We start from the raw sequence: 12,526 nt of genomic DNA, 5'->3' as shown, positions 1-12,526 counted from the left end.
GCGTGCGGTTCGGTTCGACCGGTTCCGGTCGGCTGCTGTTACCAATCTATTCCCTCCGGTGGTCAACGCACCCTTGTTGCCGGTCTACACGGGCAAGTAGTGTTGATTACCCACGTCACTCAACGAGGAGACCGAGCGTGCGCATCATCATCACTCAGAACATCACCCTCGACGGTCGTGTCGAGATGCTCGACGACTGGTTCGATCCGCAGGCCCAGGACGAAGAGCTCTCGGCCGAACTCATGCGGCAATCCGCGAACGAGGACGTGCTGCTGCTCGGTCGGCAGACCTTCGAGGACTTCCGCGGCTATTGGCCGAACGCCACCGATGACACCACCGGAGTCGCGGACCACCTCAATCAGGTCGACAAACGCGTCGTGTCTTCGACGTTGACCGAACCGGGCTGGCAGAACACACAGATCATCAGCTCCGATCCGCTGCGCGCGTTCGCTGACCTGCGCGAGGCACCGGGACGCGATGTCATCGTCACCGGCAGCATCACCCTGGCCCACGACCTCATCGCGGAGGGACTCGTCGATGAGTATCGGATGTTCACCTATCCGGTATGGCAGGGTCGCGGACGCGGTTACTTTCACGACGGCGCGCACTCGGCCAGACCGCCGCGCCTCAAGCTCATCGATGCGAAGTCCTTCCCGAGCGGCATCACCTACTCGGCCTACGAGCCGAGCGCCTGAAGCACCATACGGCAGGACCGAGCGCCAGAGCCCGCGGACGGCACTTGCCCCTGTCTTCAGTCCGCGTGAGTGCGTTCGAAGTCCTTGCCCCACTCGTTCATCGCCTCGACGATCGGCTGAAGACTGCGTCCCAGATCGGTCAGTGAGTACTCGACGCGCGGCGGCACTTCCGGATATACAGTGCGCAGAACCAGGCCGTCCTCTTCGAGCTCGCGCAGCTGCCTGGTGAGAGTCTTCGTGTTCGCCAAAGGCACCAGTCGCCCGAGTTCGTTGAATCGGCGAGTTCCCTCGAGCAGATGCTTGATGACAGTGAGCTTCCAGGTGCCGCCGACCGCCGAGACCGCCACCTCGACCGGGCACACCTCCATCGCGCGACGGACCGGCAACCGCATATGCACCTCCATAGGGACAGAAATGTCCGTACTAGACGCTTGTACTCTAAGAGTCCACGATGTAGACATGCAATACGACGACACACGTTCGACAGTCCTCTGGCTGAGCGCCCACCCCGAACCACGCTCGCTCAACGGAAGCTTGCGCACGATCGGAATCGAGCATCTGCGCACACTCGGCCACACCGTCTTCGAATCCGATCTCTATGCCATGGAATGGGACCCGGTGCTTCGCCCTCGCGATGCCGGCATCCCCTCATCGGATCGGTTCCGCATCAGTGCCGACACCCGCACTGCGCACCTCACCGGCGCCCAACCTGACGCGATCGTCCGCGAGCAGGAGAAGCTGCGACGGGCAGATGCGCTCGTCATTCAGTTCCCGCTGTGGTGGTACGGGATGCCGGCAATTCTCAAAGGCTGGTTCGACCGAGTCTTCGTCAGCGGCTTCGCCTTCGGCACCGACGAAAACACGGGACGACGGCTCCGCTTCGAACAGGGCCCATTCACCGGCAAACGCGCATTCGTCATCACCACCCTCGGAGATCGCCCGCACGCCATCGGCCCCCGCGGGAAGTCCGGCGAGCTCAACGAACTCCTCTTCGGCCTCCTGCACGGGACCTTCGCCTACACCGGCATGAGCGTGCTCGAACCGTTCGCCATTCCCAGCGCCGACCGCATCGACGACTTCACACCGATCCGCACCCGCCTCACCGACCGCCTCAGCGAGCTCTTCACTGCCCCGACGATCCCCTACCGGCCGCAGTTCACCGGCGAGTACACACCTGACTGGGAACTCGCGCCCCACCTGTGCCCCGGAGAGCACGGGCTGCGGATCCACACCGTCTGCTGACCGGACGCTCAATACAGATCCGCAGCCCGTCGTACGCCGCACTATCGAAAGGCCCACCGAACCCATGAGCACAAGTGCCGTCGAACCCTTCGACCTCCACCTCCCGCAGTCCGAAATCGATGACCTCAACCGCAGACTCGCCACTGCCCGCCTGCCCGAAGCAGAGACCGTCGCGAGCCAGATACCGGCACCGGGACCTGGCCGGTGGTCCCAGGGTGTCCCGCTCACCGACCTCGTCGACCTCGTGGACTACTGGCGAACCGACTATTCGTGGCGAAACTTCGAGACTCGGCTCAACGAGATCGGCCAGTTCCGCACCGTCATCGACGGACTCGGAATCCACTTCCTCCACCGCCGGTCCTCGCGACCCAACGCAACCCCGTTGGTCCTCACCCATGGGTGGCCCGGCAGCATCGCCGAATACGTCGACGTCATCGACGAACTAGCCGAACCGACCGATCCCGAGGCACCGGCGTTCCACTGCGTCGTTCCCTCACTGCCGGGTTTCGGATTCAGCGACAAGCCGAGCAGCACCGGCTGGTCGACGGAGAAGATCGCCGAAGCCTGGGTGACGCTCATGAGCAGGCTCGGTTACGACCGCTTCGCAGCCTTCGGCGGTGACTGGGGAGGGGTGATCACCACGATCCTCGGCGGACGCTTCCCCGATCACCTCATCGGCATCCACACCACTTATGCACCCGGCATTCCCGGTGCATCACTCGATGAGCTGACAGCAGGCGAGCGCGCATGGGCCGTGGACGCTGAAGACTTCTGGGCCAATCGGGCAGCGTATGCCCATCAGCAGGCCACCCGACCACAGACCATCGGCTACGCCCTCGTCGACTCACCTGTCGGCCAGCTGGCGTGGATCCTCGACAAGTTCGCCGAATGGACGGACACCCGCGACAGCCCCTTCGAAACGATCTCACGGGACCGACTGCTCGACAACGTCTCTCTGTATTGGCTGATGCGCACCGGTGCCTCCTCGGCGCGCATCTACTTCGAAAGCCACGACTCCCTCGACCCCGATCTGCGCGTCGACGTTCCCACGGCTATCACGATGTACCCCTGCGATATCGAAAGGTATCCGCGCGCATTGTCACAGCAGCGCTACCGGCGCATCGTCCGCTGGCAGGCGGCCCCGAAAGGCGGACATTTTCCGTCCCTCGAAGCACCGCACGATTTCCTCGCTGACCTCAGGGCCGGTCTGTCGGCAATCCTCACGCCGTGCCGAACATGACTTTCCGGCCGTCGGGGTCCTCGACCGTGACGACGACATCGTCGACCGCCACGAGCGGAGTGCCCGCGTTCTTGATCCGTTCGAGGAACTCCGCCTGATCCGGGATCCGGAAGTACAGGTGCGTGAGATTCGACTCCGTCACCGGCGGGAACGCATAGTCGGCGAACGCCTCGGCCGAGTGCAGAGCCACCTGCACTCCCCCGGCCTCGACGACGAAGTAGGAGTACTCCTCATCGCCCTCGGTCGTCAGCGGCAGCCCCGCGATCTCGCGATAGAAGGCGGCGGTCGCCTCGGCGTCTGTGCAGGTGAGGAACACTCCGCGAAACGTCGATTCCATGGCCAACTCCCTTCGCTGCGGATGGCACGGACCGTGCTCCGTACGATTCCGGTAGCCGCAGTGTATCCGCCGAGGCGGCCGACCGTCAGTGCCTTAACGACGAATCCGAGACGAACAGAGAACACCCGGGACCTCCCCGATCCTGCCGACCGCAATCGTCCTTACCAAGCGACGTACATACTCCACACATTCTTCGGGGAGTCGGCACTGTTAGCCTGGCAGGCTGAAACCGATGAGCAGGAGTGAATGTGCGAACGAACCGGTGGCTGCTGGGCCTGGCCATGTCCGTATCCGTGGTGGCGTTGGCCGCCTGCGGAAGTCAGGGCGACGAAGCAAAGCCGAAGGAGTCCTCGGCCGCGGCCGAACAGTCCCCCGGCGCCGACTCTGCTCAAGACCAACAGGGCCAGCAGGGCAAACCGAACACGAAGGATATTCCGAAGGTCGTCGCCGAGGTCAACGGTGAGAAGATCCTCAAGGACGACTTCGTTCCCCTCTTCGAAACCCAGTATCAGCAGATGCAGATGCAGGCTCAGCAGTCCGGTCAGCCGGTCGATGAGAAGGGCCTGAAGAAGCAGACGGTCGAGAACCTTGTGAGCACCGAAGTGCTCGTCCAGGAAGCCGACAAGCGCAATATCGACGTCTCGGACAAGGACATCGACAAGGGGCTCAAGGAATCCGCGAAATCGGGACAGATGAGCGAGAAGGACTTCCTCAAAGCCATGAAGGACCAGGGCATGGACGAGGAGAACGTCCGCTCGGAGCTGAAGAACCAGCTGAAGATCGAGGGCCTCGTCGAGGACGAATACGGTGAGTTCGAGGTCAGCGGCGAAGAGATCGGGCAGGCCTACGAACAGGCGAAGTCCCAGCAGGAGCAGATGGCGCAGCAGGGCGGCCAGGGCCAGCAGGAGATGCCGCCGATCGAGGACATGCGTCCCCAGCTCAAGGAACAGGTGAAGAACCAGAAGTCTCAGGAAGCGACGCAGAAATTCGCGAAGAAGCTGCGTAAGCAGGCCGACGTCACGATCCGCCTCTGAGCCCCGAGAGCCACGGACGACATCCCACTTGGCAAGAAATTGCCGCCTTTTCTCAAGAAAATGCTGAGTGTTCCTCGCATTTCTCTTGTGTGGAACTTACTCTGAGGTGGACTCTCCGGTCGGTCAACTGACCGCCGGCCGCACCTGCCGTCCGCTGACCGGTGTCGACGGTGACACGAGTTCCACTGCAGAAAAGGACTTCCCGTGGCTTCCATTCTCACGCGCTCGGCGATCGTCGCGCCGAAGAACTTCAACCGGTGGCTGATCCCACCGGCCGCTCTGGCCATCCACCTGTGCATCGGCCAGGTCTACGCATTCAGCGTCTTCAAGATCCCCTTCATGTCGCACTTCGACGCCGGTGAGGTCTCGATCGGCTGGATCTTCTCGATCGCGATTCTCATGCTCGGCATCTCCTCTGCCGTCTTCGGCCCCTGGGTGGAGAAGAACGGCCCCCGCGCCTCGATGGTTGCCGCCGGAACCTGCTGGGTCGTCGGCTTCTTCATCGCCTCGCTCGGCATCATGACCGGGCAGCTGTGGCTGGTCTACCTCGGCTACGGAGTCATCGGCGGAATCGGTCTGGGCATCGGCTACATCTCCCCGGTCTCGACCCTGATGAAATGGTTCCCTGACCGTCCGGGCCTGGCCACGGGACTGGCCATCATGGGCTTCGGCGGCGGTGCCCTCATCGCCAGCCCGATGTCGAACCAGCTCATGGCCCTCTTCGGCGGCGGCTCCGACCCGGAACACCTCGTCGCCGGTCTGACCCCGACCTTCGTCACCCTCGGCATCGTCTATGCCGTCGTCATCGCCGCCGGTGCCTTCGTCATCCGCGTCCCCCACCCCGAATGGACCCCGAAGGGCTTCGACCCCTCGAAGGTCAAGGCGAAGCCGATGCAGACGAAGGGCAACGTCTCGGTCCGCAATGCCATCCGCACACCGCAGTTCTGGCTGCTGTGGGTCGTCCTGTTCCTCAACGTCACCGCGGGCATCGGCATCCTCGAGAACGCCGCCCCGATGATCCAGTCCTACTTCGGCATCACCGCGGCCGCAGCGGCCGGCTTCGTCGGTCTGCTCTCGATCGGTAATATGGGCGGCCGATTCATCTGGTCGACGACCTCGGACTACCTGGGTCGGAAGAACAACTACATGATGTACCTCGGCGTCGGTGCGATCCTCTACCTCGTCGTCGCCCTCTTCGGCGGCGGCTCGATCTTCCTCTTCGTGCTGGCCACCCTCATCATCATCTCCTTCTACGGCGGCGGCTTCGCCACGATCCCCGCCTACCTCAAGGACCTCTTCGGCGTCTACCAGGTCGGAGCCATCCACGGCGCCCTGCTCACCGCCTGGTCGGCGGCCGGTGTGGCCGGTCCGCTCATCGTCAACTCCGTCGTCGAGGCCGGCGAGGCGGCAGGCAAGGAAGGCCCCGAGCTCTACACTCCGGGAATGTTCATCATGGTCGGTGCACTGGTCATCGGCTTCATCGCCAATGTGCTCGTCCGTCCGGTCAGCGAAAAATACTTCGAACGCGAAGAGGACGTCGCCGCCAAGCAGGCCGCCGCCCTCGAAGAGAACTGAAGGAAGGGTCAGATCATGAACGATTCCACCCCCGTCGCCCACGTCCCCGACTCCGGATCGCCGCAGTCCCCCGTCGGCGGCGCCTACAAGGCCGTCGGCTCCGTCCTCACCGTCGTCGTGGTCGGCGGCCTCCTCTGGGGCCTGTCCCTGACCGTGGTCAAGGCCGTCGCGATCTTCACCGGCTGAGACTCCCTCAGACAGGATCCCCGCCAAGGCGGTTCCCCACCGTCACATCGCCGAGGCTGCCCTGCCGCAGCTGTCACCCCGCCGATCCCCGCGGAGCTGAGTTCAGCTCCGCGGGGATCGGCGCATTCATGCCCCGGTCCGGACCTCCCAGCTCTCGCCTGACGAAGTCGAAGCCCCGCTCCAGCTGCGCCACAGCCTGGCCACAGTGTCCAGGTGCTGAATGGGAGTCATCACGCACTCCCACACAGCAGAGAAAGGCACAGACCATGAACGAGAACAGGCGCACGAGGTCCGGACACACCGACCACAGCCACCCTCGGCGCCGCCTGGCAATGGCGGTCACCGCCGCAGCAGCGGCATTGGCACTGACCGTCGGCACGGCTGCGAGCCTGCCGGCCGTCGCGGCGTCCCACGCCTCCACCATCGCGGCCTCCCAGTCCGCGATCCCCTTCACCGGACAGCCGACAGATCCCGGCCAGGAAGGCGGTCAGTCATCCGGCCCCGGACAGGGCAATGGCGGTCAGGACGGCTCCAACGGCATCACCCCGGGCAACGGCACCGCGCCCGGCGGGAATGCACAGTCGCCGGACACCGGCCAGGGTTCCGACGGCTCGAGTCAGCAAGACGCATCGCCTGCCAGCACCGAGGAATCCACGGGAGTCGTCCTCATCGACACCGAGCTCGGCTATGAGAACGCCGAGGCGGCCGGCACCGGCATCGTGCTGAGCAAGGACGGTCTCGTGCTGACGAACAACCACGTCATCGCCGATTCGACGAAGATCTCCGTCACCGTAGCCACCACCGGCAAGACCTACGAGGCCTCCGTCGTCGGCTCCGATTCGACGGAGGACGTCGCCGTGCTCCAGCTCAAGGGCGCCTCGGACCTGCAGCCGGCCACGGTCGATGACGACTCGGTCACGGTCGGTGACGACGTCACCGCCGTCGGCAATTCCGAGGGACAGGGACAGCTGCAGGCCGCCGACGGCACGGTCACCGACCTCGGCGCCTCCGTCACCACCACCGCTCAGGGCTCCGAGGATTCGGAGACGCTGAACAATATGATCCAGGTCCAGGCCGATATCGTCTCGGGCGATTCGGGTGGGGCCCTGCTCGATGACGAAGGCGAGGTCGTCGGCATGAATACCGCGGCCTCGTCGGGATCGGCCACGGTCACCGGCTTCGCCATCCCGATCGAATCGGCGCTGTCCACGGCCGAGTCGATCATCGACGGCGAGCAGACGAGCACGAACACCCTCGGCTATCCGGCGTTCCTCGGCATCGGGGTCCAACAGGATTCGCAGAACGGGCAGTCGAGCCAGTCGGGCCAGGGCAGCCAGTCGATCCAGCCAGGAGACGGCAGTTCGAACGGCCAGTCAGGTCAGCCAAGCCAGTCGGGCTCGTCGTCTCAGGCCGCAGGAGCTGTCGTCGCCGGGGTCTATGAGGACACCCCCGCCGCTGAGGCGGGACTGACCGCCGGAGACACGATCACCCGGATCGGCTCGACCCAGATCACCGACGGCACCGCACTGTCGGAGGCCATCGCCGAGCACAAGCCCGGTGACACCGTGTCGCTGAGTTGGACGGACGCCAACGGTCAGACACACAGCGCGAAGGTGACTCTGACCGAGGGCCCCGCAGCCTGAGCCGGAGATTGCCCAACCACCCCGGGCGAGACGTAAGATCGGGCCATGCCCGGACACGAAGACGCCTCGCCCGCGGAGTGGTCGCACCGCCCCCGGTCGGGCCATGGGCGCCTCGACTGGCCGACGATCCTGCGCAATATCGCTCTCGCCCTCGTCGTTCTGGCCGGAGTATGGGCGGTCTTCAATGTTCGTCTGCCCTCGGTCGATGTGCTGCAGGCCGATATCGCGGCCGCCGGATTCTGGGGCTTCGCCGTCTTCGTCCTCATCTATATGGCCGTCGCCGCCACCCCGATCCCCGTGACGATCATGGCCACCGCCGGAGGACTCATCTACGGGCTGCCGTTCGGCACCATTCTGTCGATGGTCGGAGTCGTCGCGGGCTGCTGGATCGGCTACTGGATCGCTCGGGCGCTCGGCCGGGACACTGTGCTGCGGCTGCTCGGCTCCCATGCCGAGACGATCGAATCCAAGCTCACCGGCGGCGGCTTCTACGCAGTGTGCGCCCTGCGCCTCATGCCCGGGTTCCCGTATTGGCCGGTCAACTACGGCAGCGGAGCACTGGGCATCGACAACCGCACATTCCTCAGCGCCACCATCATCTCGTCCCTGCCGGGTCAGCTCTCCCTCGTGGCCGTCGGCGCCTTCATCGGGGAGCCGAATGTCCTCAACGGCATCGGCGTGGGCATCTCCTGGGCTTTGGTCATCACGCTGACGATCATCACGATGCGCCGGTGGAAGCGCACCCGAGACGCCGAACACGCACAGGCAGAGACGCCTGAACTTCCTGAGTCTTAGTCGAAGTTCGGCTTTCGACGCTCCTGGAACGCCGTGAACCCTTCGGCGTAGTCCGGGGTCTGCCGCGCCGATTCCTGCAGGGCCGCTTCTTGGGCGAGCACCTCGGCGAGGTTCGGGCGTTCGTCGGCGAGCTTCTGCACGAAGCCCTTCTCCATCGCGAAGGCCTCGGCCGGTCCGGTGACGATCTTCTCCAGCTTCGATTCGACGAAGTCGGTCAGTTCCGCGGCGGGGACCGCACGGGAGACGATCCCGGCGGCGGCCGCCTCGGCGCCGGTCATGAAATCACCGGTGACGATGAGATCCATCGTCCGGTGATAGCCGACCCGGTCGAGGAACACGTGGTGGGCGCCGGAATCGAGCATTGCACCGATTGCGGCGAACGGGGACCCGAACTTCGCATCATCGGCGGCGAAGATGATGTCGGCTGCCGCGGCGACCCCGTACCCGAGCCCGAGTGCAGCACCCTGGACCTGGGCGATCACGGGGATCGGCAGCGCCCGGATCGCCTGGAAGACGGGGGCGAAGATCTCGGCGAGGAAGGCGTGGGCGTCATCCGTCTCGACGTCGATGTTCGCGATGTCGCGACCGGAGCAGAAGACCTTGCCCTCTCCGCGGATGAGGAGCACGCGGACGTTCGGGACCGCCTCGGCGACCTTGGCCACGGCGGCCGCGATATCGCGGAGGTTGTCCGCGTCGAGGGCGTTGCGGGACTCCGGTCCGTCGAGGACGAGCTCGGCGATCGGGCCGCGGTTCTTCAGTTGGATCTCGGTCATGGATGCTCCTTTGCGTGTCCTGTCAGTGTGGTGCGGCCGGTGCCCGTCGGGCGGACGCCCGTGGTCACCAGCTGTAGAAACCCTGCCCGGTCTTGCGGCCGAGTTCACCGGCGGCGACCTTGTCCTTCAGTATCTGCGGGGGTGTGAATCGCTCACCGATCTCCGCTGCGAGGTGCTCGGCGATGCCGAGGCGCACATCGAGGCCGACGATGTCCGTCGTCTTCAGCGGCCCGACCGGATGCCGGTAGCCAAGGGTCATGGCCCGGTCGATGTCCTCCGCGCTGGCGACGCCGTCTTCGACCATCCGCATCGCTTCCAAAGCGAGAGCCACGCCGAGGCGGGAGGAGGCGAATCCGGGCGAGTCCTTCACCGTGATCGCCGTCTTCCCCAGCCCCGTCACCCAGTCCTTGGCGACGTCGACGAGCTTGGGATCGGTGTGGGTGCCGACGACGACCTCGACGAGTTCGGACACGGGCACCGGGTTGAAGAAGTGCAGGCCGATGAGCGCCTGTGGCCGTGGCAGGGCTGCGGCGAGCTCGTCGATCGACAGTGCCGAGGTGTTCGTGCCGATGCTCGCAGCAGGAGCGTGCTTCGCGATGCTCGCAAGCACTTCCTGCTTGAGTTCGACGATCTCGGGCACGGCTTCGACGACGAGGAGAGCCTCGTCGAGCAGGGTGGGGTCGCGGTCGACGACGACGGTTCCGGGCACCTCGATGCCTTTGGACCTTGATTTCTCGACCGAGGCGTCGATGCGTTCCCGGGCTGCGGCCACGGTGTCGTCGGTGTTCTCGATGACGACGACGCGGGCACCGGCGGTGGCAAAGGCATGCGCGATTCCGGCACCCATCCGACCGCCTCCGAAGACGCCGACGACATCGGGGACGCGGGCGGTGGTGGGGGCCGCCTCGGTGGGGGTGTCAGTGGTGTCGCTCATGCGTTGTCGCCTTCTTCTCGGGTGCGCGAATCGCGCTGCTGGTCGATCGCTTCGGTGGTCACGGCCTCGGCGCGGGCACGCTCGGCCGCTTCCTGCTCGGCTGCCTTCTTCGCCTTCTTGGCCTCGCGCTTGGACAGGAACGCATCCATGCGGGCGAACTTCTCCTCGGTTTCGAACAGCACGGCCTGGGCCACATTGTCGATGAGCGGATGCGCTTCACGCGGCGCGTGGAACGCCGATTTGCTCAGCCGCACGGCCACGGGTGCGAAGCTCGCAATCCGATCGGCCAGCGCCTGACCGGCGAGTTCGAGGTCCTCGGGATCGACGACGTCGTTGAGCAGACCGATGGCCTTGGCTTCGTCGGCCTGCAGGGTGCGTCCGGCCAGGAGGATCTCCTTGGCGCGGGGCTCGCCGACGAGTTCGCGCAGACGCCAGGCGGCTCCGGCGGCGGCGAGGATGCCCAGACCGGTCTCCGGGTTGCCGATCTTCGTCGACGGGGTGCCGATGCGGAAATCCGCGGCGAAGGCGAGCTCGGCCCCGCCGCCGAGGGCGAATCCCTCAACGAGCGCGATGACCGGCATCGGCAGCTCCTGGATGCGGGAGAAGATCTTCGAGTTGATCCCGGCCAGGGCATCATCGCGGCGACGATTGCGCAGCTGCGAGATATCGGCACCTGCGGCGAAGACTCCGGAGGTGCCAGTGAGGATCGCGACCTTCGGTTCGGCCTCGAGTTCGGCACACACCGCGTGGAGGGCATCGACCATCGACTGGTCGATGGCGTTGCGGACCTCCGGCCGGTTGAGCCGGATGATCGTGCGGTCGGAATGGCGTTCGATGAGCAGCGGGGAGGCGGAATCGTTCACGCCGGGTGCGCCGTTCGTGTCCCCGCCGGTGCCGCCGGCGCTCACACGCGCTCCAGCAGCAGCGCCGAACCCTGGCCGACGCCCACGCACATGGTCGCCAGTCCCTTCTTCGCCCCGGCCTGCTCCAGGCGGTTGAGCAGGGTCAGAGTGATGCGGGTGCCCGAGCAGCCCAGCGGGTGGCCGAGCGCGATCGCTCCGCCGAAGCCGTTGACGGTCTCCGGGTCGAGGCCGAGGTCGCCCATGCACGCCAGCGACTGGGAGGCGAAGGCCTCATTGAGTTCGACAGCCTCGAGTTCGCCGACCTTCCACCCGGTGCGCTCGAGCACCTTCCGGGTCGCGGGGACGGGTCCGATGCCCATGATCTCCGGGGACACACCGGCATTGGCACCGGCGACGATCCGGGCGCGCGGGCTGAGTCCGTGCTTGTTCGCATAGTCCTCGGACACGAGCACGACGACGGCGGCACCGTCATTGAGCGAGGAGGAATTTCCGGCGGTGATGACGCCCCCGGGTCCGTGGATGGGGCGCAGCTTGCCGAGCTTCTCCAACGTCGAATCGCGCGGACCCTCATCGGCGGTGACTTCTCCGATGGGCAGGATCTCCGGGCCGAAGCTGCCGGCCTTCTGCGCGGCCAGCGCCTTCTGATGGGACTGATAGGCGAATTCGTCGAGGGCTTCACGGCTCAGCTGCCACTTCTCGGCAACGCGTTCGGCCGTCTGCGGCATCGACAGAGTCGTGTCTTCACCGAAAGCGAGGTTCGTGAACCGCCAGCCGATGGAGGTGTCCCAGGTCCGGCCCGGCTTCGACCACGCACGCGAGGGCTTCTCGCTCACCCACGGGGCTCGAGTCATCGATTCGACTCCGCCGGCCACGACCACATCGGCATCTCCCGCGGCGATCATCGCCCGTGCCGTCGTGATCGCGGTCATCCCCGAGGCGCACAGACGGTTGACGGTGAACCCGGGCACGGATTCGGGCAGTCCGGCCAGGAGCACGGCCATGCGCGCGATGTTCCGGTTGTCCTCACCGGCCTGGTTCGCCGAGCCGAGGATCACCTCGTCGATATCGGTCGGGTCGATGCCCGCCCGCTCGACGACGGTCTTCATCGTGGTCGCCACGAGGTCGTCGGGCCGCTGGTCGGCCAGTGCACCCCCGTAGCGTCCGATGGGGGTGCGCAGTCCGTCCAGAATGAATGCCTCGGGCATGGGT

At 65.6% G+C, this 12,526-nt stretch carries 14 protein-coding genes; 8 read left to right on the top strand and 6 right to left on the bottom strand.

Features of this window, described 5'->3' with window-relative positions; genetic code table 11:
- Positions 1 to 137: 137 nt before the first annotated feature.
- Complete coding sequence (locus tag ACOZ9V_RS00885) at positions 138 to 695, top strand: dihydrofolate reductase family protein (RefSeq protein ID WP_434592826.1); 558 nt, start codon at positions 138 to 140, stop codon at positions 693 to 695.
- 56 nt (positions 696 to 751) lie between these two features.
- Here ACOZ9V_RS00885 and ACOZ9V_RS00880 read toward each other — a convergent pair whose 3' ends face one another.
- Positions 752 to 1,087, bottom strand: coding sequence for a winged helix-turn-helix transcriptional regulator (locus ACOZ9V_RS00880; RefSeq protein WP_180987771.1), 336 nt, complete (start codon positions 1,085 to 1,087; stop codon positions 752 to 754).
- Between the two features lie 67 nt (positions 1,088 to 1,154).
- Between ACOZ9V_RS00880 and ACOZ9V_RS00875 the strand changes: the two genes are divergently transcribed.
- Both ACOZ9V_RS00875 and ACOZ9V_RS00870 read left to right on the top strand, forming a co-directional pair.
- Positions 1,155 to 1,937, top strand: coding sequence for an NAD(P)H-dependent oxidoreductase (locus ACOZ9V_RS00875; protein WP_434592822.1), 783 nt, complete (start codon positions 1,155 to 1,157; stop codon positions 1,935 to 1,937).
- A gap of 64 nt (positions 1,938 to 2,001) precedes the next feature.
- Positions 2,002 to 3,177 (top strand): epoxide hydrolase family protein, encoded by a 1,176-nt coding sequence (locus tag ACOZ9V_RS00870; RefSeq protein ID WP_434592819.1) that lies wholly within the window; start codon positions 2,002 to 2,004, stop codon positions 3,175 to 3,177.
- On the opposite strand, the gene ACOZ9V_RS00865 is transcribed toward ACOZ9V_RS00870, so the two are convergent.
- Positions 3,158 to 3,514: a VOC family protein gene (locus ACOZ9V_RS00865; RefSeq protein ID WP_139906545.1), complete on the bottom strand. Its 357-nt coding sequence runs from the start codon at positions 3,512 to 3,514 to the stop codon at positions 3,158 to 3,160. The genes ACOZ9V_RS00870 and ACOZ9V_RS00865 overlap by 20 nt on opposite strands.
- Positions 3,515 to 3,762: 248 nt before the next feature.
- Here ACOZ9V_RS00865 and ACOZ9V_RS00860 point away from each other — a divergent pair, with 248 nt between their 5' ends.
- The 5 genes from ACOZ9V_RS00860 to ACOZ9V_RS00840 all read left to right on the top strand — a co-directional run bounded on the left by ACOZ9V_RS00860 (position 3,763) and on the right by ACOZ9V_RS00840 (position 8,747).
- The gene (locus ACOZ9V_RS00860) at positions 3,763 to 4,548 is read left to right on the top strand and encodes a SurA N-terminal domain-containing protein (protein WP_434592815.1); all 786 of its coding nucleotides are present in this window, start codon (positions 3,763 to 3,765) and stop codon (positions 4,546 to 4,548) included.
- A 204-nt stretch (positions 4,549 to 4,752) separates the two neighbouring features.
- Positions 4,753 to 6,123 (top strand): L-lactate MFS transporter, encoded by a 1,371-nt coding sequence (locus tag ACOZ9V_RS00855; protein ID WP_139467760.1) that lies wholly within the window; start codon positions 4,753 to 4,755, stop codon positions 6,121 to 6,123.
- Positions 6,124 to 6,138: 15 nt separating this feature from the next.
- A complete protein-coding gene (locus ACOZ9V_RS00850) occupies positions 6,139 to 6,309 on the top strand; it encodes a hypothetical protein (protein ID WP_172172908.1) in 171 nt (56 codons plus the stop codon).
- A 266-nt stretch (positions 6,310 to 6,575) separates the two neighbouring features.
- Entirely contained in the window at positions 6,576 to 7,952 is a 1,377-nt protein-coding gene (locus ACOZ9V_RS00845) for a S1C family serine protease (RefSeq protein WP_434592810.1), read from the top strand.
- Positions 7,953 to 7,997: 45 nt separating this feature from the next.
- Positions 7,998 to 8,747, top strand: coding sequence for a TVP38/TMEM64 family protein (locus tag ACOZ9V_RS00840; RefSeq protein ID WP_434592807.1), 750 nt, complete (start codon positions 7,998 to 8,000; stop codon positions 8,745 to 8,747).
- On the opposite strand, the gene ACOZ9V_RS00835 is transcribed toward ACOZ9V_RS00840, so the two are convergent.
- From ACOZ9V_RS00835 to ACOZ9V_RS00820, 4 genes are all read right to left on the bottom strand, one after another.
- The gene (locus tag ACOZ9V_RS00835; protein WP_434592804.1) at positions 8,744 to 9,520 is read right to left on the bottom strand and encodes an enoyl-CoA hydratase/isomerase family protein; all 777 of its coding nucleotides are present in this window, start codon (positions 9,518 to 9,520) and stop codon (positions 8,744 to 8,746) included. The genes ACOZ9V_RS00840 and ACOZ9V_RS00835 overlap by 4 nt on opposite strands.
- A gap of 64 nt (positions 9,521 to 9,584) precedes the next feature.
- Positions 9,585 to 10,454 carry a 3-hydroxyacyl-CoA dehydrogenase family protein gene (locus ACOZ9V_RS00830; RefSeq protein WP_434592801.1) on the bottom strand — a complete coding sequence of 290 codons (870 nt, stop codon included), beginning with the start codon at positions 10,452 to 10,454 and terminating at the stop codon, positions 9,585 to 9,587.
- Positions 10,451 to 11,362, bottom strand: a complete 912-nt coding sequence (locus ACOZ9V_RS00825; protein ID WP_434592798.1) for an enoyl-CoA hydratase/isomerase family protein — start codon at positions 11,360 to 11,362, stop codon at positions 10,451 to 10,453. Before ACOZ9V_RS00825 ends, ACOZ9V_RS00830 begins: the two co-directional genes overlap by 4 nt.
- Positions 11,359 to 12,522 carry a thiolase family protein gene (locus ACOZ9V_RS00820; RefSeq protein ID WP_434592795.1) on the bottom strand — a complete coding sequence of 388 codons (1,164 nt, stop codon included), beginning with the start codon at positions 12,520 to 12,522 and terminating at the stop codon, positions 11,359 to 11,361. The genes ACOZ9V_RS00825 and ACOZ9V_RS00820 overlap by 4 nt, the downstream gene beginning before the upstream one ends.
- Positions 12,523 to 12,526 lie beyond the last annotated feature (4 nt).

Source organism: Brevibacterium sp. 1718 (genome assembly GCF_051131255.1).
Classification (GTDB): Bacteria; Actinomycetota; Actinomycetes; order Actinomycetales; family Brevibacteriaceae; genus Brevibacterium; species Brevibacterium sediminis.
Note: the sequence above shows the minus strand (reverse complement) of the source record. Positions and strands in the feature narration are given on the sequence as shown.